Annotated in this window: 21 protein-coding genes and 2 tRNA genes; 17 read left to right on the top strand and 6 right to left on the bottom strand. The window is 67.1% G+C overall.

Annotated elements, in window-relative coordinates; all coding sequences use genetic code 11:
- The first annotated feature begins 14 nt into the window (after positions 1-14).
- Complete coding sequence (gene phoB / locus MKD38_RS17995) at positions 15-722, top strand: phosphate regulon transcriptional regulator PhoB (RefSeq protein ID WP_252678687.1); 708 nt, start codon at positions 15-17, stop codon at positions 720-722.
- 112 nt (positions 723-834) lie between these two features.
- Positions 835-2217 carry a phosphate regulon sensor histidine kinase PhoR gene (gene phoR, locus MKD38_RS18000; RefSeq protein WP_252678689.1) on the top strand — a complete coding sequence of 461 codons (1383 nt, stop codon included), beginning with the start codon at positions 835-837 and terminating at the stop codon, positions 2215-2217.
- A gap of 50 nt (positions 2218-2267) precedes the next feature.
- Here phoR and ppk1 read toward each other — a convergent pair whose 3' ends face one another.
- A complete protein-coding gene (ppk1, locus tag MKD38_RS18005) occupies positions 2268-4394 on the bottom strand; it encodes a polyphosphate kinase 1 (protein WP_256505331.1) in 2127 nt (708 codons plus the stop codon).
- A 154-nt stretch (positions 4395-4548) separates the two neighbouring features.
- On the opposite strand from ppk1, the gene ppx reads away from it, so the two are divergent.
- The gene (gene ppx, locus MKD38_RS18010) at positions 4549-6081 is read left to right on the top strand and encodes an exopolyphosphatase (protein ID WP_252678693.1); all 1533 of its coding nucleotides are present in this window, start codon (positions 4549-4551) and stop codon (positions 6079-6081) included.
- 84 nt (positions 6082-6165) lie between these two features.
- Here ppx and MKD38_RS18015 read toward each other — a convergent pair whose 3' ends face one another.
- The 3 genes from MKD38_RS18015 to infA all read right to left on the bottom strand — a co-directional run bounded on the left by MKD38_RS18015 (position 6166) and on the right by infA (position 8062).
- The gene (locus MKD38_RS18015) at positions 6166-7008 is read right to left on the bottom strand and encodes a GNAT family N-acetyltransferase (protein ID WP_112774029.1); all 843 of its coding nucleotides are present in this window, start codon (positions 7006-7008) and stop codon (positions 6166-6168) included.
- A gap of 157 nt (positions 7009-7165) precedes the next feature.
- Complete coding sequence (locus tag MKD38_RS18020; RefSeq protein ID WP_252678695.1) at positions 7166-7642, bottom strand: SixA phosphatase family protein; 477 nt, start codon at positions 7640-7642, stop codon at positions 7166-7168.
- A 198-nt stretch (positions 7643-7840) separates the two neighbouring features.
- A complete protein-coding gene (gene infA, locus MKD38_RS18025; protein WP_008641674.1) occupies positions 7841-8062 on the bottom strand; it encodes a translation initiation factor IF-1 in 222 nt (73 codons plus the stop codon).
- A gap of 605 nt (positions 8063-8667) precedes the next feature.
- Between infA and MKD38_RS18030 the strand changes: the two genes are divergently transcribed.
- Together MKD38_RS18030 and MKD38_RS18035 are read left to right on the top strand one after the other, a co-directional pair.
- Positions 8668-9189, top strand: a complete 522-nt coding sequence (locus MKD38_RS18030; protein WP_252678697.1) for a hypothetical protein — start codon at positions 8668-8670, stop codon at positions 9187-9189.
- A gap of 113 nt (positions 9190-9302) precedes the next feature.
- Positions 9303-10043 (top strand): DNA polymerase III subunit epsilon, encoded by a 741-nt coding sequence (locus MKD38_RS18035; protein WP_252678699.1) that lies wholly within the window; start codon positions 9303-9305, stop codon positions 10041-10043.
- Between the two features lie 112 nt (positions 10044-10155).
- On the opposite strand, the gene MKD38_RS18040 is transcribed toward MKD38_RS18035, so the two are convergent.
- A tRNA-Pro gene (locus MKD38_RS18040) sits at positions 10156-10232 on the bottom strand.
- 413 nt (positions 10233-10645) lie between these two features.
- Between MKD38_RS18040 and MKD38_RS18045 the strand changes: the two genes are divergently transcribed.
- The 8 genes from MKD38_RS18045 to MKD38_RS18080 all read left to right on the top strand — a co-directional run bounded on the left by MKD38_RS18045 (position 10646) and on the right by MKD38_RS18080 (position 19051).
- Positions 10646-11911, top strand: a complete 1266-nt coding sequence (locus MKD38_RS18045; RefSeq protein WP_252678701.1) for a GGDEF domain-containing protein — start codon at positions 10646-10648, stop codon at positions 11909-11911.
- A gap of 51 nt (positions 11912-11962) precedes the next feature.
- A tRNA-Arg gene (locus MKD38_RS18050) sits at positions 11963-12039 on the top strand.
- Between the two features lie 257 nt (positions 12040-12296).
- Positions 12297-13400 carry an AI-2E family transporter gene (locus tag MKD38_RS18055; protein ID WP_252678702.1) on the top strand — a complete coding sequence of 368 codons (1104 nt, stop codon included), beginning with the start codon at positions 12297-12299 and terminating at the stop codon, positions 13398-13400.
- 17 nt (positions 13401-13417) lie between these two features.
- Positions 13418-14959 carry an efflux transporter outer membrane subunit gene (locus tag MKD38_RS18060; protein WP_252678703.1) on the top strand — a complete coding sequence of 514 codons (1542 nt, stop codon included), beginning with the start codon at positions 13418-13420 and terminating at the stop codon, positions 14957-14959.
- 10 nt (positions 14960-14969) lie between these two features.
- Positions 14970-16118, top strand: a complete 1149-nt coding sequence (locus MKD38_RS18065) for an HlyD family secretion protein (RefSeq protein WP_252678704.1) — start codon at positions 14970-14972, stop codon at positions 16116-16118.
- Positions 16108-17157, top strand: a complete 1050-nt coding sequence (locus MKD38_RS18070; protein WP_252678705.1) for a DUF2955 domain-containing protein — start codon at positions 16108-16110, stop codon at positions 17155-17157. Before MKD38_RS18065 ends, MKD38_RS18070 begins: the two co-directional genes overlap by 11 nt.
- A 10-nt stretch (positions 17158-17167) precedes the next feature.
- Entirely contained in the window at positions 17168-17617 is a 450-nt protein-coding gene (locus MKD38_RS18075) for an ion channel (RefSeq protein ID WP_252678706.1), read from the top strand.
- Between the two features lie 192 nt (positions 17618-17809).
- Complete coding sequence (locus MKD38_RS18080; protein ID WP_252678709.1) at positions 17810-19051, top strand: MFS transporter; 1242 nt, start codon at positions 17810-17812, stop codon at positions 19049-19051.
- A 95-nt stretch (positions 19052-19146) separates the two neighbouring features.
- On the opposite strand, the gene fabI is transcribed toward MKD38_RS18080, so the two are convergent.
- Positions 19147-19935: an enoyl-ACP reductase FabI gene (gene fabI, locus MKD38_RS18085; RefSeq protein ID WP_115703742.1), complete on the bottom strand. Its 789-nt coding sequence runs from the start codon at positions 19933-19935 to the stop codon at positions 19147-19149.
- A gap of 209 nt (positions 19936-20144) precedes the next feature.
- Between fabI and MKD38_RS18090 the strand changes: the two genes are divergently transcribed.
- Genes MKD38_RS18090 through MKD38_RS18105 form a run of 4 tightly spaced genes read left to right on the top strand, consistent with a single transcriptional unit; the run spans position 20145 to position 25938 of the window.
- The gene (locus tag MKD38_RS18090) at positions 20145-22046 is read left to right on the top strand and encodes an extracellular solute-binding protein (RefSeq protein ID WP_252678710.1); all 1902 of its coding nucleotides are present in this window, start codon (positions 20145-20147) and stop codon (positions 22044-22046) included.
- Between the two features lie 51 nt (positions 22047-22097).
- A complete protein-coding gene (locus MKD38_RS18095; RefSeq protein WP_092309346.1) occupies positions 22098-23147 on the top strand; it encodes a microcin C ABC transporter permease YejB in 1050 nt (349 codons plus the stop codon).
- Positions 23144-24280 (top strand): ABC transporter permease, encoded by a 1137-nt coding sequence (locus MKD38_RS18100; protein WP_252678711.1) that lies wholly within the window; start codon positions 23144-23146, stop codon positions 24278-24280. The genes MKD38_RS18095 and MKD38_RS18100 overlap by 4 nt, the downstream gene beginning before the upstream one ends.
- Positions 24277-25938 (top strand): ABC transporter ATP-binding protein, encoded by a 1662-nt coding sequence (locus tag MKD38_RS18105; protein WP_371925712.1) that lies wholly within the window; start codon positions 24277-24279, stop codon positions 25936-25938. The genes MKD38_RS18100 and MKD38_RS18105 overlap by 4 nt, the downstream gene beginning before the upstream one ends.
- Positions 25939-26240 lie beyond the last annotated feature (302 nt).

The following is a 26240-nucleotide window of genomic DNA, read 5'->3' on the forward strand; positions in this document are numbered from 1 at the left end:
GGAGAACCATACACATGCCAAGCAGTATTCTCGTTGTCGAAGACGAACCGGCGATCGCCGAACTGATCGCCGTGAACCTGCAGCACGCGGGGCATTATCCGATCCGGGCCTATAACGCCGAGCAGGCGCTGTCGCTGATGAGCGATGTGCTGCCCGACCTGGTGCTGCTCGACTGGATGCTCCCGGGCAAGTCAGGCGCGAACTTCGCCAAGGAGTTGCGCGCCAACGACCGCACCCGCCAGATCCCCATCATCATGCTGACTGCGCGCGGCGAGGAGCAGGACAAGGTGATGGGGCTCGAAGCCGGCGCCGACGACTACGTCACCAAGCCGTTCTCGCCCAAGGAACTGCTGGCGCGGATCAAGGCCGTGCTGCGCCGCCGCGCGCCGCAGCTGACCGACGACGTGGTGGCGATCAATGGCCTGCGGCTCGACCCGGCCACGCACCGCGTGACCGGCCAGGACGAGAGCGGACCGATCAAGCTGGACCTGGGGCCCACCGAGTTCCGCCTGCTGCACTTCCTGATGACGCATCCGGAGCGCGTGCACAGCCGCTCGCAACTGCTCGATCAGGTCTGGGGCGACCACGTCTTCGTCGAGGAGCGCACCGTCGACGTCCATATCAAGCGCCTGCGCGCCGCACTGACGCCTGGCGGCTACAGCAACATGATCGAAACCGTGCGCGGCAGCGGCTACCGGCTGGTGCGCACCCCTGGCGCCTGAACCGCCGCACGGGTCTCGAGCCGCTGGCAGGGCGCGGCGAAATCGTGGCACACTCCGTCGCAACCCTGCAGGCAGCCGTTTCCGTGGCTGGCTGCGAGCCTGAACCCTGCGCATGAATGTCATCTGGGCCCGTTCCGCGGCCATCCTGATCAGCCTGCTGGTGCTGTCCGCCGGCGTTTACCTGGTCGCCGGCCCGGTGCCGGCGCTGGCGCTGGCCTGCGTTTCGCTGCTCGGGCTGCTGTTCTACTACCTGTACCAGATCAACCGGCTGTGGAAGGTGCTGGACGCGCCCGTCTATGGCGAGATCCCGAGCGCGCTCGGCCTGTGGGGCGAGGTGTATTACCGCCTGCACCGGCTGGTCAAGCGCTGGCGCACCCAGGTGCTGCAGGTGGAACAGCAGCACACGCGCTTTATCCAGGCGATCCAGGCCTCGCCCAACGGCGTGCTGATGCTCGATGACGCCGACCAGATCGAGTGGTGCAACGACGTCGCCGAGCAGCATTTCGGCCTGAACGCGCGGCGCGACGTGCGCCAGCGCATTACCCACCTGATCCGCCGGCCCGAGTTCGTCCACTACCTGACGCGCCAGCAGTTCGACGACCCGCTGGTGATGCGCGACATGGGCGAGCACAAGCACAGCGCGATCGCGGTGCAGATCTTGCCCTACGGCGACAACCGCAAGCTGGTGATCACGCAGGACATCACCAAGCTGGAAAACACCGAGGCGATGCGGCGCGACTTCGTCGCCAATGTCTCGCACGAGCTGAAGACCCCGCTGACCGTGATGACCGGTTTCCTCGAAACCGTGCGCGACCTGCCGGTGTCCGAGGAGGACCGGCGCCGCTACATCGACATGATGCTGGCGCAGTCGGTGCGCATGCAGAGCATCGTCGAAGACCTGCTGGCGCTGGCCAAGCTGGAAAGCGATGCGCAGCCGCCGGGGCATGATGCGGTGCCGATCCGCGCCATGGTGGCGCACCTGATGCACGATGCCGAGGCGCTGTCGCAGGGCCGCCACCACGTCGCGGCCGAGATCGACCCGACCGTGGGCATGCGCGGCGCCGAGACCGAGCTGATGTCGGCGTTGGGAAACCTGGTGTCGAATGCGGTGCGCTACACGCCGGAGGGCGGGCGCATCACCATGCGGCTGGCCTGGGAAGACGGCCACGCGGTGTTCTCGGTGGCCGATACCGGGCTGGGCATCGCTGCCGAGCATATTCCCCGGCTGACCGAACGCTTCTACCGCGTCGACCGCAGCCGCTCGCGCGACACCGGCGGCACCGGCCTTGGGCTGGCCATCGTCAAGCATGTGCTGTCGCGCCACCATGCCGAACTGCGCGTCACCAGCGAGGAGGGCCGGGGCAGCGTCTTCCGCGTGGTGTTCCCGCTCGAGCGCAGCCTGCGCTCCGCTGCCGCAAGCGCGGACAGCCCGGTGCCGGGCGTCGGTCCGACGGTAACGCCGCAGGCACCGGACAATTCCCGGCGCGCAGCCTGATCTCAAAGAAAAACCCCGCGGCGGGGTTTCTTGTTGCTCGCGGCGCGCGCTCAGGGCGTGCCGCCAAACATCACCAGCATATCGTTCTGGCTGACATGTGGATGCTTGGAACGCGTCTGGCTGCGCACGTAATTGCCGTCCGACTGCATGATCCACGCGGAGGCATTGTCGCGCAGATGGACCTGCAGGCTCTCCTTGAGGACGCGCGCCTTCAGCGCCTTGTCCAGCACCGGGAACGCGACTTCCACGCGGCGGAACAGGTTGCGGTCCATCCAGTCGGCGCTGGACAGGTAGAGCACCTCTTCGCCGGCGGCGTGGAAGTAATAGACGCGGTGGTGTTCGAGGAAGCGCCCGATGATCGAGCGCACCGAGATGTTCTCGGACATGCCCGGCACGCCCGGCATCAGCGCGCACACGCCGCGCACGATCAGGTCGATCTTCACGCCGGCGCGCGAGGCCTTGTACAACTCGTCGATGATCGACGGTTCCAGCAGCGCATTCATCTTGGCGATGATGCGTGCCGGCTTGCCGGCGCGCGCGTTGCGGGCCTCGGCGCGGATATGGTCGACCAGGTTGCTCTGCATGGTGAACGGCGACTGCCACAGGTGGTTCAGCCGGATCGTGCCGGCGGTGCCGGTCAGCAGCTGGAACACATGGTGCACGTCTTCGCAGACGGCCTCGTCGGCGGTGAGCAGCCCGAAGTCGGTATAGAGCCGAGCCGTGCGCGGATGGTAGTTGCCGGTGCCCAGGTGGGCGTAGCGGCGCAGCTTGACCTGCTTGGCCTTGGGTCCGGTCGGCTCGCGCCGCACGATCAGCAGCATCTTGGCGTGGCACTTGTGCCCGACCACGCCGTAGATCACGTGCGCGCCGGCGGATTCGAGCCGCTCGGCCCAGTTGATATTGGTTTCCTCGTCGAAGCGCGCCAGCAGCTCCACCACCACCGTTACTTCCTTGCCGTTGCGCGCCGCGGTCATCAGCGCTTCCATCACCAGCGATTCGTTGCCGGTGCGGTAGACGGTCTGCTTGATCGCCACCACGTTGGGATCGGCCGCGGCCAGCTGCAGCAGGTCGAGCACCGAGCTGAAGCTCTCGTACGGATGGTGCAGCAGTACGTCCTGCTGGCGCATCACGTCGAACATCGACGCGCCGCCGGAAAAGGCCTTGACCGGGGCGGGAACATACGGCGGGAACTTGAGCCCGGGCCGGTCGACCATGTCGGGGATCTGCATCAGCCGCACCAGGTTCACCGGGCCGGAGACGCGGTACAGGTCCTGTTCGGCAAGTCCCGATTCCAGCAGCAGCCGGCGCGCCAGCGCCGCCGGCGTATCCGACGAGATTTCCAGCCGCACCGTGTCGCCGAAATGGCGCGCGGGCAGTTCGCCCTGCAGCGCTTCGCGCAGGTCGGTGATGTCGTCTTCCGAGACGAACAGGTCCGAGTTGCGCGTGACGCGGAACTGGTAGCAGCCATGCACGGTGATGGCGGGGAACAGCTCGTGCACGAAGCCCTGCATGAACGACGACAGCATGACAAAGCCGTACGGATAGCCCGACAGCTTCTCCGGCATCTTCACCACGCGCGGCAGCGCGCGCGGCGCCTGCACGATGGCGAGATCGGCATCGCGGCCGAAGGCATCCTTGCCGGACAGCTCCACCACGAAATTCAGGCTCTTGTTGAGCACGCGCGGGAAGGGGTGGGCCGGGTCCAGCGCGATCGGGGTCAGCACCGGCGCCAGTTCGCGCTGGAAGAACTGGCGCGCCCATTCACGCTGGGCGTCGGTCCAGGTGGTGGTCAGGTGGAAAAAGACCCCTTCTTTTTCAAGTAGTGGAAAAATGGTGTTCTGCAGCATGTCATACTGCGAGGCCACAAGCCGTTGCGTGCGCTCGGTGACAAGCTGGTAGGTCTGCTGGAAGGAAAGACCATCTGGCGTCAGGCCCGAGGCATTGTCGCGCATCTGTTCCTTCAGGCCCGCCATGCGGATTTCAAAGAACTCGTCCAGATTGCTGGACACGATGCAGATGAACTTGAGCCGTTCCAGCAGGGGGACTTTCGGGTCCGCGGCTTGCGCCAGCACGCGGGCATTGAATTCCAGGATGCCCAGTTCGCGATTGAGCAGCGTACTGGACGGAGTCGTCGACATGGTCATGACCTTCTTTTGGTAATGTGGCGACTTTTTCATAGAATCATGTCACTTTCATGACAGTTTGATTTTGTCATGATGCGGACATGACCACGACATATTTTCTCCGGGCCCGAATCGCGGCAGGCCCTGGCACCAGCGTGTCCCTGCCGTGCTTCGCAACGCCAATGCGAACCTGCCCTCCAAGCACACGATGAACAACACTCCACGCCTGCTGGCCGCCGTCGACATGGGCTCGAACAGCTTCCGCCTGATGATCGGGCGGGTGGACGAAACCCCGACGGCTAATGGCCCGGCCAGCCAGATCTTCCAGGTGGACGCGCTGCGCGAACCGGTGCGGCTGGCGGCCGGGCTGACCCCTGACAAGTACCTGGACCAGCCCGCGCGGCGGCGCGGCATCGATGCGCTGCGGCGCTTCGGCGACCGCCTGCGCGAGTTCGCACCGGGCCAGGTGCGCGCGGTGGCCACCAATACGCTGCGGGTGGCAAAGAACGCGTCCGAGTTCCTGATAGAGGCCGAGGGCGCGCTGGGCTTCCCGATCGAAGTGATCGCCGGACGCGAGGAAGCTCGACTGATCTACCTGGGCGCCTCGCATGATGCGCCGGCCTGCCAGGGCAACCGCCTGGTGGTCGATATCGGCGGCGGCTCGACCGAATTCATCATCGGCAACGGCTACCAGTCCAAGCTGATGGAAAGCCTGTATATCGGCTGCGTATCGCACAGCCGCCAGTTCTTCCCCAGCGGCAATGTCGACGACTACGCGATGAAGCAGGCCGAGCTGGCTGCGCGCCGCGAGATCCAGGTGCTGGTGCGCCAGTATCGCGCCGCCGGCTGGGAGCAGGCAGTGGGATCGTCCGGTACCGCGCGCGCGCTGGCCGAGTTGATCGAACTCAACGGCATGAACGACAGCAATGCCGAGCACGGCATCACGCGTGAAGGGCTGGAGCGCCTGAAGCGTGCGCTGATCAAGGCGGAGAACACCAATCGCGTCAAGCTGACCGGGCTCAAGCCGGACCGCATTCCGGTGCTGCCGGGGGGCTTGTCGATCATGCTGGGCGTGTTCGCCGAACTCGATATCGAGCGCATGGACGTGACCGACGGCGCGCTGCGTCTGGGCGTGCTGTACGACCTGCTCGGACGCAGCCACCATGAGGACATGCGCACGGTCACGGTGGACCAGTTCATGCGCCGCTATGGTGTCGACCGCGCGCAGGCCAGCCGCGTGCGGCGCACCGCGCAGACACTGCTGTCACAGTTTCCGGACCCGGCCAACGAACGGCGCGAGGACAACCTCGCGCTGCTGGGCTGGGCCGCCAGCCTGCATGAGATCGGCATGTCGATCTCGCATAGCGGCTACCACAAGCATTCGGCCTATATCGCCACGCATGCCGACATGCCGGGCTTTTCCAAGACCGACCAGGCGCGGCTGGCGACGCTGCTGCTGGGCCATGCAGGCAAGCTGGGCAAGCTGTCGGGTAGCGGCAAGTTCGTCGACTGGCGCATGCTGTTCAGCCTGCGCCTGGCCTTTGTGCTGTGCCGGCGCCGCTCGGACGTGGCGCTGCCGGACATCCGCGTCACGCAGCTGGCCGAAGCGCTGGACGAAGGCTTCACCGTGCGCCTGCCGAAGGCTTGGATCGACGCCAATCCGCTGATCGAATACAGCCTGGCGCAGGAAGCCGACGAATGGCAGCGCATCGGCAAGCGCTACAAGGTGGTCTACGACTGACAGGGCAGGGGGTCGACCGGCCGCCGATGCGGCGGCCGTGACCGGAAGGGCTTCCTGGCGGGGACGCCGCTCAGGCGGCGTTGTTCAGGCGGCGTTGTTCAGGCCGAGGAAGTGGCGGGCGTAGCGCGGGTTCATGTCGTTCACGCGCAGCAGCGTGAGGAAGTCAGCCACGTTGAAGTCCGGGTCCCAGGCGGGCTGGCCGCAGATCTTTGCGCCCAGGCGCAGGTAGCCCTTGATCAGCGCGGGCGGCTCGACCGCCAGCTGCTGGTTCAGGTCTTCCACCGGCAGCGGCAGGCGCGGGAAGGCGTGGTACTCGATCGGCGCCAGCGAGCGCTCGGTGAACAGCCGGTGCAGGCTGGCCGCGTAGTGGCCGCCGTCGCTCATCGGCACGCTGGCGCAGCCCAGCATCGACTCGATGCCCCAGCGCTGCAGGTACTCGCCCAGCCCGCCCCACAGCGCCATGATGACGCTGCCGGAGCGGTAGTCGCGGTGCACGCACGAGCGGCCCAGTTCCAGCATCTTCGGGCGCAGGTGCGACAGGCGCACCAGGTCGAATTCCGATTCGGCGTACAGGCAGCCCAGGCGCTTGGCCTGGTGCGGCGGCAGCACGCGGTAGGTGCCGACCACGCGCAGCGTGGCCATGTCGCGCACGATCAGGTGGTCGCAATAGGCATCGAACATGTCGATGTCCAGTTCGGGCACCGAAGACGTCAGGCGCGCGCCCATTTCCTCGGCAAAGACCTTGTAGCGCAGGCGCTGGGCCTCGACTACTTCGTCCTGGTGGCGCGCCCACGCCACGCTGAGAACAGGCGACTCATGTGCCGGTGTATCCGATGGGCGATGAAGACGCCTCCGCGCCGTCTGGCCGCCGAGGCCATTGGGCAGAGAGTCGAAGAGCGGCTGGGTAGGCGTCGGCAGATCTCGCATCAGTATGTCCTTTTGGTGACGAAACTGTTGCGATGCAATGTAGTGAGGGCCGGTGACAATGCCGTGACCCGGCGATGACGGTTGCGTGACTTCGACAGCCGGGCCTGTCCGGGAGGCCTTCAGGGGCACCCTGGGCGGTGCCGCACCCCTACCGGACTTAGAGGAATTCGGGGTTGATGACCGCGCGCAGCACCGTCTGGGCTTCGCTTTCGCGTGTACGGCCGGTCAGCCACCAGACGCCGCCCTTGCGCACGCTCCACTCCATTTCGGTGCCCGCCAGCAACAGGCTGGCGACGCGGCCGATCCAGGGCTGATGGCCGACCACCACCACGTGTTCCGGGCGCTCGGGCCATTCGACCGCCGCGAGCACGGCGCTGACGTCGGCGCCGGGGGCCAGCGCATCCAGGATTTGCGCGTCGCCGGTCAGCGCTGCCGCCGTTTCGCGGGCGCGCACGGCGGGGCTGCACAGGATGCGGGTATCGGCTGGCAGGTGGGCTCGCAGCCATTTGGCCGAGGCCTCCGCCTGCTTGCGGCCGCGGCGCGTCAGCGGGCGCTGCAGATCGGCATGGCGGCTAAGGCTGAGGGCGTCGGGGAGGTCTTCGGCTTCGGCATGGCGCCACAGGATCAGGTTCATGTCGGACGGGGCAATGAGCGTGCTTCGAGTATGGTGAAGCGGCCCGACCGGCGCAAGCGCGGCGCAAACAAAAGCGGGCTGCCGGTCAGGGCAGCCCGCAAGTGTCTCCGGGCGCGGTGTCAGCGGCGTGACAGCGCGTCGGCGCAATACAGCGGCGGCGCCGATGGCAATGCGTTGCCATCGGCGCCGTCGGGAAACTCAGGACTTGTGGCGGAAGTTGATGCGCCCCTTGGTCAGGTCGTAGGGCGACATTTCCAGGGTTACGCGGTCGCCGGCCAGGATGCGGATGCGGTGCTTCTGCATCTTGCCCGAAGCGTATGCCCAGATTTCAACGCCGTTTTCCAGCGTGACTCGATAGCGGTTGTCAGGCAGGGCTTCCGACACCACGCCGCCAAATTCAATGAGTTCTTCCTTAGCCAATCTGTCTTCCTTTTCGGCAGCCCGCGAAGGCTGCATGGTTACGTTTTCAAAAAATCTGTTCGCTTCGCCCGCAACGGCGCCCAACCGATGCACCTTGCGCCGATACGGCCACTCGCGTCTGAGGCGGTCGGGGGCAGGGGCGCAAATGCTCGGCGGCGGCGCCTGCATGACCGGATCAAGCGGCGGCGTCAGCGGTGTTGCCCTGCGGGCGCGGATTGGGCGAAAACCTGGTCGCTGACAGCCGGAGAGGCCGTGTGCTTCGCGGAGCAGGCGGGCAGGTGTACCCGGTGGTTCGCCAGTTCGGTGTCGTCGCGGATGGCCCGCGCCGGCGGCTGCTGTTCGCTCGCTGCTGTTCATTAGCGAGAGCGCGCTGGTGAGAACGCCCGGTTACAGGGATGCTCGGACACCCCGGGGGCTACTCCGACATTGTATCACGTACGCGGATGCAGCATTGCCGGCGCGTCGGTTGCACCCGCCTGGCTCCTGCCGCAATAAAATGGCGATAAAGTCTCAAACCGTGTCGCGGTCCGCTTGGTATTTGTGTCATATGAGCTAGAACTAACGCGTACGGCCGTGCCGGGCCGGATCTCGCAAAGGAGACTGCCATGGAACTTCATCTGGAATCGCACCGCTATGTCCGCTGCCGTCCCGACTGGCGCGCCGCGGTACTGGCGGGGCTGATTGCGGGCGCGGTCTACATGGTGCTGGAGCTGCTGACCGCGCGCTTTCTGCTGTACCAGGGCGCCTGGGGTACCGTGAAGATGGTAGCCGCCATCATCCTGGGCCGAGAGGCGCTGTCGGCCGATGCCTTCAACTGGACCATCGTGCTGGCCGCGGGCACGGTGCATTTTGCCTTGTCGATCATCCTGGCGGCGGCGCTGGCGCTGATCCTGTCGTCGTTCCGGCTCGATACCAGCCTGGGGCTGGCCTCGGTGGTCGGGATAGTATTCGGCGTGCTGGTGTACCTGGTCAACTTCTATGTGCTGGGGCGCTATATGAACTGGTTCGACGAGGCGCGCGGCTGGGAGAGCCTGTTCGCCCATGCGCTGTTCGGGCTGGTCGCGGCCGATGTGTACTGCAACCTGGAACGGCGGCGCGGCGGGGCGCAGGCGCAGCCCCCCGCCTGAACCGTTTAGCCCATCTGGTTGATATGACGATTAACGCGCTCGCACTACGCTAGAGGCAAAGACCATAGCGGCTGGCGCCTGGCAGGTCCGCGCACAGCCACACCGGAGTGCCCATGCGGGTCGCAATCGTCAGTACCGAAACCACCGGGCTCACGCCAGCCGACGAGCCCGTCAGCATCGGCTTGCTACTGGTCGAGGTGTCGCCGCGCGCCGGCGGCCTGCTGCGCGAAGTGGCGGAGTACTACGGTTCGCAGGAGCCGACCGTGCCGATCAGCGCGGCCGCCACCGATACCCATGGCCTGACCGCCGACATGCTGCGCGGGCGCCGCTTCGACCTCGGCGCCATCCAGGCCATCATCGACGATGCCGAGGTGCTGGTGGCCCACGGCGCCGCCTTCAACGCCAGGATGCTGGAGAAAGTGCTGCCCGGCATCCAGCACAAGCGCTGGCGCTGCTCGGTGCGGCAGGTGCGCTGGTCCCAGTATTTCCATGCCGCCAACCACAAGCTCGATACGCTGTGCGAGCACCTGCATATCTTCCGTCCCCGGCCGCAGGTGGCTTTGGATGACTGCCTGGCGCTATCCAAGCTGCTGTTTCGGCCCCTCGGCGCCACCCAGCAGGCGACGCCGATGGGCTTCCTGCTGGCCGAAGCCGATTTCGCCATGAGCGCCGCCCCGCACGCCGGCAGCGCGCCGGGTCCGCCGCCCCTGGCGCCGCCGCCGGAGGCCGCGTCTTCCTGGATGCCGCAAGTCGAAGCCAGCCAGCATGGGCCCGGGCGGGGGCTGGTGATGGCGGCCGTGATACTGATGCTGTTCGCCGGCGCGGTGATCTGGCCGGATTTGTTCCCGTGGTGACAGGGGGGGCAAGCGCCGGATGCCGCACGGCATGGCGTAGCTGCGCCGCGCAGGAAAAAAGAAAAACGGCCTGGATCTCCCGATCCAGGCCGTTGTTTCCGTTGGGTATTTCTGGTCGGAGCGATAGGATTCGAACCTACGACCCTCTGATCCCAAATCAGATGCGCTACCAGGCTGCGCTACGCTCCGAAGCCGGCCATTGTAGCCGCGTCGGCGAGCCCCGGTCAATGCGCGTCGATGCTGGCGGGTTCGGGCCGCCCGCGCGGGTCGCGATGCTCCCCCTTCTGGCGGGGGCGCTTTGTCTTGACTTGGGTTTGCGCGCTGCGATAATCCGCACACCGCTCCAGTCCGACCGGCGTGCTGTTGGGATCGCCCGGTTTTGCGTAGTTCCTTCCGGACTGACCTGATCACCACAACAAGAACGGCGCTCCCCGCCCCGGGCGAGCGGCTCGGTCTGCCTGCGTTCGCCAAAAGGCGGCAAGGGCGGCCTGAAACAGGCGATGCGGCATTCGATAACAACGATCCGGCACAGGATCGGCAAAGAAAGCAGGCAAGCGCGGCGGCACACGGAACGCCGCTGCTTGCCTTGGACGGGAATAAAGATGTTTCAGTCGCACGTGGTTGTGCTCATCGCGGGGCTGTTTGCCTTGCAGATGGCAGTGGTTTGCGTGGTGTTGCGCCGCTCGTCGGGCATGGAGCGCAGCGGCCTGACATCCTGGGCGCTGGGCAGCGTGCTGGCGGCTTTTGCCGCGGCGCTGGCCGCGGTGCAGGCATTGCGGCCGATGTGGCTGGTGCCGGAGTCGACCGACCTGGCGCTGCTCGCCGCGCTTTCGGTGATGGCGGTGGGTGCCCGGCACTTTGCGCAACGGCCGGGCCGTGCCGCCGGCTTGCTGGGGCTGAACCTGGCGGCCGCGGCAGCGGTGGCCTGGGGCGACCTGGCGCCGCGCTACCTGGCCACGACGGTGGCGCTGCCCGATCTGGCGCCGGTGCTGAGCGCCTGCCATATCGTGCTGCTGCTGGATCTCGCGCGCAGCGTGGTGCCGGCGGTGCCGGCAACGCGCGGCACCGGCCGGCTGGCGGCGTGGTCGCTGGCGGCGATCGTGATCGCCGCGGCGGCCATCAATGCCTGGACCGTGTTGCGGCCGCTGGCGGCGATGGCGCAGGGCGGCGCCTGGCCGCGGCCGATGCCGTGGGACGGCGAACTGGCCGTGTTCAACGTCTTTGCGCTGGTCGGGGTGTCGGTGAGCTTTGCGCTGATGGCGCACGACCGGCTGCGCCGCATGCTGGAGCGGCGCGCGCGGCACGACGACCTGACCGATGTGCTGCTGCGCGGCGCCTTCTGGGAGGAACTGGAGGCCGCCTGCCTGCAGGCCGAGCGGCAGCGCAAGCCGATGACGGTCGCGTTTGTCGACCTCGATCACTTCAAGGCCATCAACGATGTCTATGGCCACCTGGCCGGCGACAGCGTGCTGCGGCACTTTGCCGGCCTGCTGCGCAAGACGCTCGGCCACGGCGACCTGGCCGGGCGTCTGGGTGGCGAGGAATTCGCCATCGTGATGCCGGATACCGCGCTGGAGACCGGGCGGCTTGCCTGCCTGCGGCTGGCCACGGCGGTGCGCGCCACGCCGTGCCCGTCCGAGCCCGATCCGATTGCCTATACCGTCAGCATCGGCGTGGCCGCGCGCCAGCCCGGCGAGGGTGCCGATGCGCTGATGCGCCGCGCGGATCGCGCGCTGTATGACGCCAAGCTGAAGGGGCGCAACTGCGTGTCGCTGCACCCGGCGGGCGGCGATAGCGCGGAATCGGCCGCCGACTCCGCCGGCGCCGGCCGCTACGTCACGCGCGGCCAGCCCCGTGCGGCGTCCTGAGGCGCATCGCTTGTCACCGCGGCCGGGCGCTGCGGTAGAATGCACGCCTTCGCGTCCTTAGCTCAGTTGGATAGAGCACTCGCCTTCTAAGCGAGCGGTCAGAGGTTCGAATCCTCTAGGACGCGCCAAAGCCCAGGGATTCGGGTCGCCAAATCGTCCCGGTCCGGTCCCTGCCGCTTCGCCGACATCATCCCGGCGCCATCCTGCGGTTTCCCATGCATGCCATGTAGCGATAGGCATACCTGTTGAGGTTGTCCCGGCCTCACCCCTCATCTAGACTGGATTTCATTCGTCCAAGCGGTCAGTACTTAACCTGACCTGCCGAATGCGCGGCGGCGAGGTTGCCGGTCCTGGGTCTTGGTGATGATCTGCAGGGAGACAAGCGATGATGCCTACGCCAACTTCGGAGCGCATGCTGTCGCGCGGACTACTCGATGTGCTGATCCGCGCGGGGCTGATCGCGGTGCTGGCGATCTTCTGCTTCCGGATTTTCCGGCCCTTTCTCGACCTCATTGTCTGGTCGGTGATCCTGGCCGTCACCATCTACCCCCTGCAGGTCAGGCTCAGGCGCAAGCTCGGCAACAAGGACGGACGCGCCGCCACGCTGATCGTCCTGGCCGCCATTGCCATCGTCGCGCTGCCGGCATACCTGTTGGGCGCCGCCATGGTCGACTCGGTGGGCAGTGCCATGGCCATGGTCAAGAAAGAGGGCTTGCATATTCCGCCACCGGCCGAGTCAGTCGCCAGCTGGCCGCTGATTGGCCAGCGCCTGTACGACATCTGGCTGCAGGCCGCCTCCAACCTGACCGGCGCCATCCAGGCCTATGCGCCCCAGGTCCGGGAGATCAGCCTGGCCGTGCTCGGCGCCGCCGCCGGCATCGGCAAGGGGCTGCTGATATTCGTCTTCGCCTTGATTATCGGGGGCATCTTCATGGCCTACGGCGAGGCCGGCAACCGCAGCGCCGTGCAGATTGCCGCGCGCATGTTTGGCCCTGACCGGGGCCAGCGCATTGCCTCGCTGTGCACGGCGACCATTCGCGCGGTGGCCCAGGGCGTGGTCGGCATCGCCTTTATCCAGATGCTGCTGATCGGCGTCGCCTTCGTGATCAAGGGGGTCCCGGCCGCGGGCGTGCTGGCCATGGCCGTGCTGCTGCTGGGCATCGCGCAGCTGCCGGCCACGCTGATCACCGTGCCGGTGATCATCTATGTATTTGCCAGCGAAGGGGCCAGCGTGGCTACCATCGTCTTCTCCATCTATGTCTTCGTGGCCGGGCTGGCCGATAACGTGCTCAAGCCGCTGTTGCTCGGTCGTGGCGTCGACGTGCCGATGCCGGTGGTGTTGATCGGTGCGCTGGGCGGAATGGTGACAGGCGGCGTGATCGGCCTGTTCATCGGCCCGGTGGTGCTGGCGGTCGGCTATCAGCTGTTCTGGCAATGGGTGGAAGATCCGCCGCCGCAGACCGAGCCTGGCAGCCAGCAACAGACCTGAAGCCATCCGGGCCGCCCATGACGCGCCGGCACCGTCCTCTGCGCGCATTGCTGGCCGCCGCCTGCTGCGTGGGGGGCTGCGCGCGCCTCGGGCCGGATTTCCAGCCACAGCAGGAACCGTGGACGCAGCAGTGGCGCAGCCCGGCGCTCGAGCAGGCTACGGTGCAGCGAGCCCTGCCCGACATCCGCGAGTGGTGGCAGGTCTTCGGTGACCCGGCACTCGAACGCCTGATCGCCGAAGCCGATGCGCACAATGCCAGCCTGAAGCTTGCCGGCCTGCGCGTGATGGAAGCGCGCGCCCAGCTGGGCATTGCCCAGAGCGGGCGCTTCCCCCAACTGCAGCAGGCCAGTGCCGATGTCCTGTACACGCATCGCCGGCAGGCCGGCGGCCGCAATCCCCAGAACAACCGCTTCTGGCAATACAGCGCCGGCTTCGACATCGGTTGGGAGCTGGATTTCTGGGGGCGCTTCAGCCGCGCCATCGAGTCCGCCGATGCCGCCTACTTTGCGGCCCGCGCCAACCGCGAGGATGTGCTGGTGCTGCTGCGCGCCCAGGTGGCGGAGACCTACTTTGCCTTGCGCACGGCCGAGGCACGCCTGCGCATCGCCCGCGACAACGCGGCGCTGCAGCGGCGCAGCCTTGAAATCACCGAGCGGCTGTTCAAGAGCGGCGAGACCGACGAGCTCGACCTGCAGCAAGCCAAGACCCAGTACCTCGGCACCCTGAGCACCATCCCCGAATTCGAAAGCCAGATCATGCGCACCCGCAATGCCCTGGCGGTGCTGGTGGGCCGCCCGCCCGGGCCATTGCCGGAGTTGCCGGAGCTGTCTGGCAAGGAAGGCCAGATTCCGCTGATCGATCGCGCAGTGCTGCAGGACGTGCCCGCCAGCCTGCTGCAGCGCCGGCCGGATATTCGCGCCGCCGAGTTGCAGATCGCCGCGCAATCGGCGCTGATCGGTGTGGCCGAGGCCGATCTTTATCCGTCGCTGACGCTGCTGGGCAGCATTGTCTGGTCCGCCAGCACGCTGGCGGGCACGCCCAACAGCCTGGCGCTGGTCGGCGGGCCGAGCCTGCGCTGGAATGTGTTCGACTATGGCCGCATCAAGAACACCGTGCGCGTGCAGGGCGCCCGGCTGCAGCAGCTGATCGTCGCCTACCAGGATGCCGTGCGACAGGCGGCGCGCGAAGCCGACGATGCCGCGAGCGCGCTGATCAAGGCGCTGGAGCGCGAGCAGATCCTGCGCGACAGCGCGCTGGCCGCGAGGCGTTCGCTGACGCTGGCCAACGCGCTTTACCGCGAGGGCTACTCGGACTTCCAGCGCGTGCTGGATGCGCAGCGCGCGCTGGCGGCCCAGCAGGATGCCTACGTGGTCAACCGCAGCAATGCCGTCAGCGACCTGATCGCGGTTTACAAGGCGCTAGGGGGCGGCTGGTCCAGCGAGCAGCCGCTGCTCGACGCCGCCACGCGCGAGCAGATGCGGCAACGTACTGACTGGGGAACTCTGCTCGACGAGCCAGGGCCCGCGCCGGTTTCCCGGTCAGGCAACGGTAACCCCTGAGCGAGTGCCGATGAACGACACCCCGCAGCCCTCCGCAGCGCCGACGGCCACGCCACCCTCCGCGCCCACCCCCGTGCCCGCGCCGGCGCCCGACACGTCAAAGAAGGGCGTGCGCTGGGTGCTGTTGCTGATCGTGATCAGTCTGGCCTGGTACCTGCTGGCCGACCGCCTGACCCCATACACGCAACAGGCGCGGGTGCAGGCCTTTGTGGTGCCGGTGGCCGCGGAAGTGTCCGGACGCGTGACCAAGGTGCATGTGCGCAACAACCAGGATGTTGCGGCGGGCACGGTGCTGTTCGAGGTGGATCCCCAGCACTACCGCATCGCCGTGGAGCGTGCCCGGGCCGAACTGGAGTCGACGCGCCGGCAGATCGGCGCCAGCACGGCAGGCATCGAGTCGGCGCAGGCATCGTTACGCGCGGCCCGTGCCAACGAAGTCAAGGCGCGGCAGGATAGCGAGCGCCTCGAGCGGCTGTACCGCGAGGATCCCGGCACCATTTCGCTGCGGCGCCTCGAGGTGGCGCGGGCCAGCCTGGAGCAGGCCGTCAGCCAGGTCGCCGCCGCCAGGGCCGAGGTTCAGCGTGCGCGCGAGCAGGAGGGCGGCAGCGACGCAGACAACGCCAAGCTGCGCAGCGCCGCCTCGGCGCTGGAAAAGGCCGAACTGGACCTGGCCAATACGCAGGTGCGGGCGCGCGCCGCCGGGCTGGTCACCGACCTGCGCACCGATGTCGGCCAGTTTGCCGCGGCCGGCAATCCGGTCATGACGCTGATCGCCATCCATGATGTCTGGATCAACGCCGAAATGACCGAAAACAACCTCGGCCGCGTCGAGCCCGGCACGCCGGTTGCCATCGTGCTGGATGCCTTGCCGGGCAGGGTCTTCAAAGGCCGGGTACGCAGCGTCGGCTACGGTGTCAACGCCGGGACAAGCACGCCGCCGGGCAGCCTGCCGACGGTGCAGAACAGTCGTGACTGGCTGCGCCCGGCGCAACGCTTCCCGGTCATTGTCGAACTCGACCGCGGCGAGTTTCCCCCCCTGCGCGGCATTCGCGTGGGCGGGCAGGCCGAGGTCATGGCGTTTCCCACCGAGGGCAACCCGCTCAATCCGCTGGGCCGCTTGTTCCTGTACCTGATGAGCTGGCTTTCCTATGTCTACTGACAGCCAGGCGCCGCCATGGCCCGCGCGCGATCCACGCAGCCGACGTTGCCTGCGCCTGGCCAGCGGCACCGCGCTGTGCCTGGCGACCAGCTTCGGACTGGCCCTGCCGGTCCCCATGGTCGCGCCGGTGCTCGGCGTGTTCCTGCTGGTGACGCTCAACCGGCCGATGTCGCTCGGGGCGGGGCTGGGGCTGGCACTGGTGGTGATGCTGACCACCGGCATCGGCCTGCTGCTGATCCCCCTGCTGCGCTATTACCCCGCCAGTGGCGTGCTGCTGGTCGGCCTGTGTCTGTTCCTGGCCTTTCGCTACGGATTGCGCGGCGGCAACGGCCTGGTGTCGACGTTCCTGGTGGTGGGCCTGACCATGATCTCGGCGGCGGGCACCTTTGATTTCGGACTGGCGGTCACGGTGATCGAAGCGCTGGTCAAGGGCTTGCTGGTCGCCCTGATGGCGCTGGGGCTTGGCCACTGGCTGTTTCCCGAACCCGCTGGCGCGGGCGCGCCGCCTGCGCCCACGGACCTGCCGGAAGAGCAGGCCGCCCGGATCGCGCTGCGCGCCGCGCTGGTGGTCATGCCGGCATTCCTGCTGGCGCTGAACGATCCGTCGGCCTACCTGCCGGTCATCATGAAGGCAGCCACGCTGGGCCGGCAAACCTGCACTACTTCGGCACGCGGCGCGGGGCGGGAACTGCTGGGGTCGACCCTGCTTGGCGGCGTGCTGGCGATCCTGTTCTGGGCCGCGCTCAGCCTGTTCGTGCACTTGTGGATGTACTTCCTGTGGATGCTGCTGTTTGGCCTGCTGGTGGGGCGCAGGCTGTATCGCCTGAGCCCGTCGCGGTACCCGCCAGGCTTCTGGGTCAACACCCTCGTGACGCTGATTATCCTGCTGGGCCAGTCCGTGCAGGACAGCGCCGCCGGGAAGGACGTCTATACCGCCTTTGCCGTGCGCATGGGCCTGTTTGTCGGCGTCACGCTGTATGCCTGGCTGATGGTCGCATGGCTCGATCAGCCCCGCGACGCGCGGCAATTGTCTGGATGAAGGGGCGGTCTTGCTGCACAACCTGGCGCTCGGCCTTCCCGTGATGCTGGTCTGCCTGCTGTTGCAGGCGGTGTTTGTGGCCGTGTGCTTGCGCTACTACACGCGCTTCAAGCATGCGCGGCACGGGCGCATGTCGCTGGAGCAGGAGATCCTGCTGCTCTCGGGGGTGATGGTGATGACGCTGCTTGGCAACTTCGTCCAGATGGCGATCTGGGCCATCCTCTTCATGCTGCTGGGCGAGTTCACCGATTTCGCTACCGCGCTGTATCACTCGGGCGTCAACTTTGCCACGCTGGGCTACGGCGATATCGTCATGTCTTCCACGTGGCGCCTGCTGGGTCCGCTGGAGGCGGCCAACGGCATCCTGATGTTCGGCGTCTCCAGTTCCGTGATGACGGCGGCGGTGCTCGAGGTGATCAAGCACAACCTGGCCAGCCTGGGCGAGGACGTCGAGCCATAGCGCCGGAATGCCGCGCCCGGGCCGGGCGCGTCGCGGTCCCGCCGGATGCCGGGGCGGCGCCGGCAGGATTCGCGTTTTTACCGCACAATACGGCCTGCGCGCCGCACAGGAGCACGCTGGATCGATCAGAGGCGAGGACAATACCTCGCCCGTCAGCGGGCGGCATTTCGTTGAACCCTGCAAATCCTGTACATGGCCGCCCCACTTGCACAATCCGCCGCGGATCCTGGCCGCGGCGCCGACGCTTCCCTGTCTTCCCGCGATCACAGCCGCTCCGGCCGGCTGCCGCTGCTGGCGCTCGGCGTCGGCAGCTTCGCCATCGGCACCGGCGAGTTCGTCATCATGGGCCTGCTGCCCGACGCCGCCACCGACCTCGGCATCTCGATCCCGCAAGCCGGCCACCTGATCAGCGCCTATGCGCTCGGCGTGGTCGTCGGCGCGCCCTTGCTGGCGGTGCTGGGCGCACGCTGGCCGCGGCGCAACCTGCTGATCGCCTTGATGGCGGTGTTTGCCGCCGGCAATATCGCCAGCGCGCTGGCGCCGTCGTACCTGTCGATGATGGTGGCGCGCCTGCTCACGGGCTTTCCGCATGGCACGTACTTCGGCGTCGCGGCGCTGGTCGCCGCCAGCCTGGTGCCGCGCGAGCGGCGCGCGCAGGCGGTGGGGCTGGTGATGCTGGGCCTGACCACCGCGACGCTGGTCGGCGTGCCGATCGCGGCGGCAGTCGGCACCTGGCTGGGCTGGCGTTCGGCCTTCGTGATCGTGGGCGCGCTCGGCGCGCTGACGACGCTGCTGGTATGGCGCTGGGTGCCGTTCGTGCCGGCCGACCGTCGTGCCAGCCCGCTGCGCGAGTTGTCAGCGCTCGGGCGCAAGCAGGTGTGGCTGACGCTGGGTATCGGCGCAATCGGGTTTGGCGGCATGTTCGCGGTGTTCAGCTATATCAAGCCGACCATGCTGGAGCTGGCGCATATGCCGGCGGCCGGCATCCCGGTGGTGCTGGCGCTGTTCGGCATCGGCATGGTGGCGGGCAACCTGGCCGGCGCCAGGCTCGCCGACAAGGCGCTGATGCCCACGGTGGGCGGCGTGCTGGTCTGGACCGCGCTGGTGCTGGGCGCCTTTACCTTTACCGCGTCGCATGCCTGGCTGGCCGCCTTCAATGTGCTGCTGGTCGGCACCGCCGTGGCGCTGGGCCCGGCGCTGCAGATCCGGCTGATGGACGTTGCCGGCGATGCGCAGACGCTGGCGGCGGCGCTCAACCATTCGGCCTTCAACCTGGCCAATGCGCTGGGCGCCTGGCTGGGCGGGCTCACCATCGCCGCCGGCTTCGGCTGGGAATCGACCGGCTGGGTCGGCCTGCTGCTGGCGCTTGGCGGGCTGGTGATCTATGCCTGGTCGATGCTGAGCATGGCGCGGCGCGTCCCCGCCGCGGCGTAGCAGGCTGGTGTGTACGCCTGGTCGGAATCCCGAAGCAAAAAGGGGGTGCCATACCGGCACCCCCTTTTTCATTGCGCGCGTTGCCGGCGCCGGATTTACTCCGCGTCCGCCACGCTCGCGCCGACCACGTTGAAGCCACCGTCGACATAGGTGATCTCACCGGTCACGCCGCTGGCCAGGTCCGACAGCAGGAAGGCGGCGACGTTGCCGACTTCTTCGATGGTGACATTGCGGCGCAGCGGCGCGGCTTGCTCGAAATGGCCGAGCAGCTTGCCGAAGCCCTTGATGCCCGAAGCGGCCAGCGTCTTGATCGGGCCGGCCGAGATGCCGTTGGCACGGATCCCGCGCGGGCCGACCGACGAGGCCAGGTAGCGCACGCTGGCTTCGAGCGATGCCTTGGCCAGGCCCATGGTGTTGTAGTTGGGGACGACGCGCTCGGCGCCCAGGTACGTCAGCGTCAGCAGCGAGGCCTTGTCCGACAGCAGCGGCAGGGCGGCCTTGGCCAGCGCCGGGAAGCTGTATGCGGAAATATCGTGGGCGATGCGGAAGCCTTCGCGCGACAGGCCGTCGAGGAAATCGCCGGCAATCGCTTCACGCGGCGCGAAGCCGATCGAATGCACCAGGCCGTCGAACTTTTCCCAGCGCTGACCCAGGGCGGCGAAGGTGGCGGCAATCTGCTCGTCGCTGCCGACGTCGCATTCGAAAATCAGGTCGCTGCCGAATTCCTTGGCAAAGTCGCTGATCCGGTCCTTGAACCGTTCGCCGACGTAGGTGAAGGCCAGTTCGGCGCCTTCGCGCTTGCACGCCGAGGCAATGCCATAGGCGATCGAGCGGTTCGAAAGCAAGCCGGTGATCAGGATCCGCTTACCTGCCAGAAATCCCATAAATTCTCCAAGGTGGTGTATCAGGCACGCTTCGTGCGTCCGCCGTGCGGCCGTGCGGGTGCCGGGCTGTCTTGCGGCCCTTTTATTGCGCCGCGCAGAGGGAATGTCCGGATGGCTGGGGCCACCCCGGACGCATGTAAAATTGTCTCATACTTGGCCCGGCCGCAGAACGCCGGGCCCCACAGGTGACAGTGGAGGAATCCAACAGGATGCCTATTCAAGCACGTTGGCCGCTTCAGGCGGCATGGCAGTGCTTCCGGCGGGATGCAGTACTGCGTGGTTGGGCGGCAATGAAGCTGGCGCTGACGCTGGCGGCGGGGGTCTCGCTCTTTTCTGATCCGGCGTGGGCGGCGCATGGCTTTGCGCTGCATGGGGACCTCAAGTACCAGCCGAATTTCTCGCACTTCCAATACGCCAATCCCAACGCGCCGGTCGGCGGCACGCTGACGCTCGCCAATCCTGACCGGCGCACCAGTTTCGACAAGTTCAATCCGTTCACGCTGAAGGGCACCTCGGCCCCGGGCCTGAACGCGCTGATGTTCGAGTCGCTGCTGATCAGCAGCGCCGACGAAAGCGCCAGCGCCTACGGCCTGCTGGCCGAGGACGTCACGGTGGCGCCCGACGAGTTGTCGGTCACCTTCACGATCCGTCCGCAGGCGCGCTTTTCCAATGGCGATCCGGTGCTGGCCTCGGACGTCAAGTATTCCTACGACATGCTGATGAGCAAGGCCTCGAGTCCCGGCTATCGCAGCATGTGCACCGATGTGAAGGCGGTGGTCGTGACCGGCGAGCGCACCGTGCGCTTCGATTTCAAGCAGCGCAACCGCGAGCTGCCGCTGATCGTCGGCTCGCTGCCGGTGTTCTCGCGCAAGTGGACCGCCAAGGTTCCGTTCGAGAAGCTGACCTTCGAGCCGCCGGTGACCAGCGGTCCCTATCTGATCGAGCGCTTCGACGCCGGCCGCGGCATCATCTTCCAGCGCGACCCGAAGTACTGGGGCAAGGACCTCGCGGTGCGGCGCGGCACCTTCAATTTCGGGCGCGTGGTCTACCGCCTGTACAAGGACGAGACCGCGCGCCTCGAGGCCTTCAAGGCCGGCGAGTTCGACGCCATCGTCGAATACAAGGCCAAGAACTGGGCCAAGAGCTACCAGGGCACGCGCTTTCGCAACGGCGAACTGCTCAAGACCGAGTTCCCGCATCGCAATGGCGCCGGCATGCAGGGCTATGTCATGAACCTGCGCAAGCCGGTGTTCCAGGACGTGCGCGTGCGCCAGGCGCTGATCCTGGCGCTGGATTTCGAATGGCTCAACCGGCAGCTGTTCTACGGCGCCTACAAGCGCCTGGACAGCTGGTTCTCCAACAGCGAGCTGTCGGCCAGCGCCACCTTCGACGGGCGCCCCGGTCCCGGCGAACTGATGCTGCTCGAACCGCTGCGCGCGCAGCTGCCGCCGGAGGTGTTCGGCCCCGACGTGGTCCAGCCCAGCACCGCGCCGCCGCGCTCGCTGCGCGACAACCTGCGCCTGGCGCGGCGCCTGCTGGCCCAGGCCGGCTGGACCTATACCGACGGCGCGCTGCGCAACGCCAAGGGCGAGCCGCTGGTATTCGAGTTCCTCGACGACGGCGGCGCCATGAGCCGGGTGATCACCACCTATGTGCGCAACCTCGAGAAGCTCGGCATCCAGGTACACCAGCGCACCACGGATTTCGCGCTGTACCAGAAGCGGCTGGAAGACTTCGACTTCGACATGGTGTCGATCCGCTTCCCCGATTCGCAAAGCCCGGGCAATGAACTGCGCGACCGCTTTTCCAGCGAGGCCGCCGGCACGCCGGGCTCCGACAACCTGTTCGGGCTGAAGTCGCCGGTGGTCGACAAGCTGGTCGACAACGTGCTGCGCGCCGATACCCGACAGGAACTGGTCACTGCCGGCCGCGCGCTCGACCGGGTGCTGATGCATGGCTACTACATCGTGCCGAACTGGTACAGCGCGTCGCACCGGGTCGCCTACCGCAAGACCCTGGCGTACCCGGAGCGGCTGCCGTATTTCTACACGGCGGAAGGCTGGATCCTCAGCCACTGGTGGCGCACCGACGTGCAGGCGCAAGCCCGCTGAGGCGCTCAGGCGCTGGCGGCTTCAGCGCGGACAAGGAAAGAGACGGCCCCCATGCTTGCCTATCTGCTCAAACGCATTCTGCTGATGATCCCGACGCTGGTCGGGGTCATCACGCTGACCTTTGTCGTGATCCAGTTCGTGCCGGGTGGCCCGGTCGAACAGATGATGATGGAGCTGAAAGGGCGCGGCGGCGCTGGCGAAGCCAGCGGCGGTGGCGCCGAATACCGCGGGCGGCGTGGCGTCGACCCCGACAAGATCAAGGAGATCCAGGCCCTCTACGGCTTCGACAAGCCGCCGCTGGAGCGCTACTTGCTGATGCTCAAGCGCTTTGCCCAGTTCGACCTGGGCCAGAGCTATTTCCAGCACCGCAGCGTATGGGAGCTGGTCAAGTCCAAGCTGCCGGTATCGGTCAGCCTCGGCTTGTGGACCTTCTTCCTGACCTACCTGATATCGGTGCCGCTCGGCATCTCCAAGGCGATCCGGGCGGGCAGCCGTTTCGACGTGGTGACCAGCGTGATCGTGCTGGTGGGCTATGCCATTCCCGGCTTCGTGCTGGGCGTGCTGCTGCTGGTGGTGTTCGGCGGCGGCACCTTCGTGCAGTGGTTCCCGCTGCGCGGCCTGACTTCCGACAACTGGGAGCAGCTGTCGCTGATGGGCAAGGTGATGGACTACCTGTGGCACCTGGTGCTGCCGATCACGGCGTCGGTGGTGGGCAGCTTCGCGGTCGTGACCATGCTGACCAAGAACGCCTTCCTCGAGGAAATCCGCAAGCAATATGTGCTGACCGCGCGCGCCAAGGGCCTGGGCGAGCGCCGCGTGCTGTGGAAGCACGTGTTCCGCAATGCCCTGATCCCGCTGGTGACCGGCTTCCCGGCGGCGTTCATCGGCGCCTTCTTCACCGGCTCGCTGCTGATCGAGACGCTGTTCTCGCTCGACGGGCTGGGCCTGCTGTCGTATGAGGCGGTGCTGCGGCGCGACTATCCGGTGGTGCTGGGCACGCTCTACCTGTTCACGCTGATCGGGCTGGTCACGCGCCTGATCTCCGACGTCTGCTACGTGCTGGTGGACCCGCGCATCCATTTCGAGGGCTTGCACCGATGAAACCGTTCTCGCACGCGACGCCCAACGGCCTGCCGCATTCGCCTTCGCCGCGCCAGCGTGCCTGGCAGCGCTTTCGCCGCAACCGGCGCGGCTACTGGAGCCTGGTTATCTTCGTCGTCATCTTCGTGCTCAGCCTGGGCGCCGAGCTGCTGTCGAGCAACCGCCCGCTGGTGGTGCATTACAAGGGCGAATGGTATTTCCCCATCGTCAAGGTCTATCCGGAAACCACCTTCGACGGCGATTTCGCCACGCCGGCCGATTACCTGGACCCGTATATCCGCGACCGCATCACCACCAACGGCAATTTCGCGGTGTTCCCGCTGAACCGGTATTCGTACGACTCGCTCAACTACTTCGCCAAGGAACCGAACCCGGCGCCGCCCTCGGCCGAGAACTGGCTCGGCACCGACGACCGCGGCCGCGACGTGCTGGCGCGGCTGCTGTATGGCTTCCGTGTGTCGGTGTTGTTCGCGCTGGCGCTGACCGTGATCGGGGTGCTGGTCGGCACGCTGACCGGGGCGCTGATGGGCTTCTTCGGCGGGCGTTTCGACCTGTTCTCGCAGCGCGCCATCGAGATCTGGAGCTCGATGCCCGAGCTCTACCTGCTGATCATCTTCGCCTCGATCTTCGAGCCCAGCCTGGCGCTGCTGATCATCCTGCTGTCGCTGTTCGGCTGGATGGGCCTGTCCGACTACGTGCGCGCCGAGTTCTACCGCAACCGCTCGCTCGACTACGTCAAGGCCGCGCGCGCGCTGGGACTGTCCAACGTGCAGATCATGTGGCGCCACATCCTGCCCAACAGCCTGACCCCGGTGATCACCTTCCTGCCATTCCGCATGAGCGCGGCCATCCTGGCGCTGACCAGCCTCGACTTCCTCGGCCTGGGCGTGCCGCCCACCACGCCGAGCCTGGGCGAGTTGCTGGCGCAGGGCAAGGCCAACCTCGACGCGTGGTGGATCTCGCTGTCGACCTTCGCGGTGCTGGTGGTAACGCTGCTGCTGCTGACCTTCATGGGCGACGCGCTGCGCGATGCCTTCGATACCCGGCTGGGCCTGGCCGCGCTGCGCGGCCGCGTCGAACCCAAGGTTCCAGCAGGCGCCCCCACCGGCGCGGCACCGGAGGCCACGCCATGACCGCGGTGTCGCCGATGACCTTGCCGGACGTGGAGCCGGCGCCGATGCCCGCGCCGGGATCGATGCTGATGTGCGTCGACAAGCTGTCGGTCACCTTCGGCCACGGCGAGCATGCCACCCGTGCCGTGCGCGACGTCAGCTTCGACCTGCGCGCCGGCGAGCGCTATGCGCTGGTGGGTGAGTCTGGCTCGGGCAAGACCGTGACGGCGCTGGCCATGCTGCGGCTGGTGGAAGACGCCTACTACGATGGCGCGATCCGTTTCGAGGGCAAGAACCTGCTGGAGGTTTCCGACCGCGAGATGCGCGCGATCCGCGGCGCCGAGATCGCGATGATCTTCCAGGAGCCGATGACCGCGCTGAATCCGCTGTACACCATCGGCAACCAGATCGTCGAGACCCTGGCCCTGCACGAAGGCCTCGACCGCCGCGCCGCGCGCGAGCGCGCCATCGCGCTGCTCGAGCGCACCGGCATCAGCGATGCCGCGCATCGCTTCGACAGCTTCCCGCACCAGCTCTCAGGCGGCCAGCGCCAGCGCGCCATGATCGCCATGGCGCTGGCGTGCCGGCCCAAGCTGCTGCTGGCCGATGAGCCGACCACGGCGCTGGACGTCACCATCCGCGCCCAGATCCTCGACCTGCTGCGCGACCTGCAGGCCGAGTTCGGCATGGCGGTGATGCTGATCACCCATGACCTCAACCTGGTGCGCGCCTTCGCGCAACGGGTCGGCGTGATGGAGAAGGGCGTGCTGGTGGAAACCGGCGAGACCGCCAGCGTGTTCGCTGCGCCCCAGCACCCCTATACCCGCAAGCTGATCGACAGCCGCCCGCGGCGCGAGGTGCTGCCGCTGGTGCCGCTGGCGCCGGTGCTGCTCGAGGCGAACAAGCTCGGCGTCAGCTATGCGCGCAAGCGCCGCGGCCTGGCAGGGTGGTTCGGCAAGGACCAGTTCGCGGCGGTCAAGGATGTCGACTTCCAGCTGCGCGAGGGCGAGACCCTGGGCATCGTGGGCGAGTCCGGCTCGGGCAAGACCACGCTGGCGCATACCGTACTGGCGCTGCAGCGCAAGAGCGCGGGCACCATCCATTTCCTGGGCCGCAGCTTCGACACCGCCACGCGCGACGATCGCCGCAAGCTGCGCGCGCGCATGCAGGTGGTGTTCCAGGACCCGTTCGGCTCGCTGGCGCCACGCATGACCATCGAGCAGATCGTCGGCGAAGGCCTGGCGCTGCACCAGCCCGGCCTGTCGCGCGAGGCCACGCGCCAGCGCGTGATCGAGGCGCTGCGCGAGGTCGGCCTCGACCGTACCGCGCTGGGCCGCTATCCGCACGAGTTCTCGGGCGGGCAGCGCCAGCGCATTGCCATCGCCCGCGTGCTGATCCTCAAGCCTCAGATACTGGTGCTGGACGAGCCCACCTCGGCGCTGGACGTGTCGATCCAGCAGCAGGTGCTGGCGCTGCTGTCCCAGCTGCAGCACAAGTACAACCTCAGCTACCTGTTCATCAGCCATGACCTGGCGGTGATCCGCGCCATGGCGCACCGGGTCATCGTGATGAAGGCGGGCGAGGTGGTCGAGGCCGGCGATACCGAAGTGGTGCTCGGCGCACCGCAGCATCCCTATACACGCAAGCTGATGGCGGCGGCTCAGGTCGGTGCCGCGTGATGCGGCAGGACTTTTCTGTTGCAGTGCGGCGACATTGCCTGCCCGCGCCGGCTAGCACCGAACCATGGAATTTATCCGATAAAGAAGATGCGAAAAACGGTCTATATCGTTGATTCGGAAGCCAAATCCGTCGAATTTGTAACGAACTTTGACATGTGAATGACAACCCTTTACCATCCCGCCAGAACTAGTTTTGGGGGTGGTGCGTCCGGCGCATTTGCCTGTGTCGCGCACGCGTGCGGTGCGGCAGCCGATAAGACGGCATGGCGCGGAGGTTGCGTAAGGTTTGCCCCTGTAGTTCA

The sequence above is a fragment of the Cupriavidus sp. WGlv3 genome, assembly GCF_023952475.1.
In the GTDB taxonomy this organism is placed as follows: Bacteria; Pseudomonadota; Gammaproteobacteria; order Burkholderiales; family Burkholderiaceae; genus Cupriavidus; species Cupriavidus phytorum.

Coding starts and splice junctions, on each gene's coding strand:
- MKD38_RS18090 (WP_252678710.1), top strand. CDS start 20,145: ATGCCTATTCAAGCACGTTGGCCGCTTCAGGCGGCATGGCAGTGCTTC.
- MKD38_RS18105 (WP_371925712.1), top strand. CDS start 24,277: ATGACCGCGGTGTCGCCGATGACCTTGCCGGACGTGGAGCCGGCGCCG.
- MKD38_RS18035 (WP_252678699.1), top strand. CDS start 9,303: ATGCGGGTCGCAATCGTCAGTACCGAAACCACCGGGCTCACGCCAGCC.
- MKD38_RS18080 (WP_252678709.1), top strand. CDS start 17,810: ATGGCCGCCCCACTTGCACAATCCGCCGCGGATCCTGGCCGCGGCGCC.
- MKD38_RS18065 (WP_252678704.1), top strand. CDS start 14,970: ATGAACGACACCCCGCAGCCCTCCGCAGCGCCGACGGCCACGCCACCC.
- fabI (WP_115703742.1), bottom strand. CDS start 19,935: ATGGGATTTCTGGCAGGTAAGCGGATCCTGATCACCGGCTTGCTTTCG.
- MKD38_RS18015 (WP_112774029.1), bottom strand. CDS start 7,008: ATGCGAGATCTGCCGACGCCTACCCAGCCGCTCTTCGACTCTCTGCCC.
- phoR (WP_252678689.1), top strand. CDS start 835: ATGAATGTCATCTGGGCCCGTTCCGCGGCCATCCTGATCAGCCTGCTG.
- MKD38_RS18055 (WP_252678702.1), top strand. CDS start 12,297: ATGATGCCTACGCCAACTTCGGAGCGCATGCTGTCGCGCGGACTACTC.
- ppk1 (WP_256505331.1), bottom strand. CDS start 4,394: ATGAAAAAGTCGCCACATTACCAAAAGAAGGTCATGACCATGTCGACG.
- MKD38_RS18100 (WP_252678711.1), top strand. CDS start 23,144: ATGAAACCGTTCTCGCACGCGACGCCCAACGGCCTGCCGCATTCGCCT.
- phoB (WP_252678687.1), top strand. CDS start 15: ATGCCAAGCAGTATTCTCGTTGTCGAAGACGAACCGGCGATCGCCGAA.
- ppx (WP_252678693.1), top strand. CDS start 4,549: ATGAACAACACTCCACGCCTGCTGGCCGCCGTCGACATGGGCTCGAAC.
- MKD38_RS18020 (WP_252678695.1), bottom strand. CDS start 7,642: ATGAACCTGATCCTGTGGCGCCATGCCGAAGCCGAAGACCTCCCCGAC.
- MKD38_RS18060 (WP_252678703.1), top strand. CDS start 13,418: ATGACGCGCCGGCACCGTCCTCTGCGCGCATTGCTGGCCGCCGCCTGC.
- MKD38_RS18045 (WP_252678701.1), top strand. CDS start 10,646: ATGTTTCAGTCGCACGTGGTTGTGCTCATCGCGGGGCTGTTTGCCTTG.
- MKD38_RS18095 (WP_092309346.1), top strand. CDS start 22,098: ATGCTTGCCTATCTGCTCAAACGCATTCTGCTGATGATCCCGACGCTG.
- MKD38_RS18070 (WP_252678705.1), top strand. CDS start 16,108: ATGTCTACTGACAGCCAGGCGCCGCCATGGCCCGCGCGCGATCCACGC.
- MKD38_RS18030 (WP_252678697.1), top strand. CDS start 8,668: ATGGAACTTCATCTGGAATCGCACCGCTATGTCCGCTGCCGTCCCGAC.